This window comes from Arhodomonas sp. KWT (assembly GCF_010993615.1).
The window spans coordinates 1-1,105 of record NZ_WNXE01000537.1; the positions used below are offsets into that span (position 1 = coordinate 1).

Consider the following 1,105-nt stretch of genomic DNA (forward strand, 5'->3'; position numbering starts at 1 on the left):
CGACGTCCTCAATGACCGAGCCGGAATGTCGCACGCCTGCGGCGCACGACCTACCGCACAGGCCCGGCGGTGGCAGGTTACGTAGGTTGGCTGCTCCTGGCAGCCAACATCCCGTCCTGCGGCGCTGGCAGCGCCGACTGCCTTGATAGATCGGGGAAACGCGACACGCCTGCCCGATGCGATTCCCCACCGGGACAACGACCCCACCGGCGCATGCCGGGTTACCATCTGTTAAATGGTCAACGGAGCACATCCGGAGATCTACGCCTTGCGTCTGTCAGACGATACAGCTGCCCTGATTCGCAGGGTCGTCCGGGAAGAAGCCGAACCCAATGCCCGTGTGTTCCTGTTTGGATCACGATTGCGGGACGATCGTCGCGGTGGGGACATCGATCTGCTCGTGGAAATCGACACGCCGGTCGAGAACCCGGCTTGGCTCGCGGCCGGGATTTCCGGCCGGCTAACCCGGCTCACCGGAGGGCGCGAGGTCGACGTCGTGCTCAGCGCCCCCAATCTGCAGCGCAGCACCATTCATGCCCGGGCGGCGAAGGAAGGGCGACAGCTATGACGACCCGGCCGGACAATATCGAACGCGTTCAATTCCTCGCCAGGGTCGTCCAGCGGGAAAGCGACCACCTTGTAACGACTGACCGCCGCGTGTTCGTCAGACCCTTCTCCACGGAGCGGGCACGCGATCTCGACAACGACATCGACGAGGCCTAACGCGTGGAGGCGTTCGTCAGCCGTTTTGCGCGCCTGCAGGACATGCTCGGCGACAAACTGCTCCCCGCCTATCTCGCCGCCCTGGGGGAGCGCAAAGGGGCACTCCTGGATAACCTCGACTGCGCCGAGCGACTTGAGCTGGTCCCATCGGCGGACGAATAGTTCCGCCTTCGCAAGCTCCGCAACCAGATGGTGGACGAATACATCGAGGACGCCGCCGTACTCGCCAGCGTCCTCCAGACCGGCCACGAATTCGTCTCCACGCTGACGAACACCGCTACCCGCCTGCTCCAGGCACTGGCCGACCGCGGCTGGCTCAGCGATGGGCCTCCTTGACGCTGGGCACGGCGCTGTTGAACCGGATCCCCATGCCCGAGGCACG

3 protein-coding genes are annotated in these 1,105 nt (G+C 65.0%); all 3 read left to right on the forward strand.

Annotated elements, in window-relative coordinates:
• The first annotated feature begins 235 nt into the window (after positions 1–235).
• The 3 genes from G7A99_RS20515 to G7A99_RS20525 all read left to right on the forward strand — a co-directional run bounded on the left by G7A99_RS20515 (position 236) and on the right by G7A99_RS20525 (position 1,059).
• The gene (locus tag G7A99_RS20515; protein ID WP_163143716.1) at positions 236–568 is read left to right on the forward strand and encodes a nucleotidyltransferase domain-containing protein; all 333 of its coding nucleotides are present in this window, start codon (positions 236–238) and stop codon (positions 566–568) included.
• A 158-nt stretch (positions 569–726) separates the two neighbouring features.
• Positions 727–885, forward strand: a complete 159-nt coding sequence (locus G7A99_RS20520; protein ID WP_163143718.1) for a hypothetical protein — start codon at positions 727–729, stop codon at positions 883–885.
• A gap of 27 nt (positions 886–912) precedes the next feature.
• On the forward strand, positions 913–1,059 hold the full coding sequence (locus G7A99_RS20525) for a hypothetical protein (RefSeq protein ID WP_163143720.1): 147 nt from the start codon (positions 913–915) through the stop codon (positions 1,057–1,059).
• Positions 1,060–1,105: the final 46 nt, after the last annotated feature.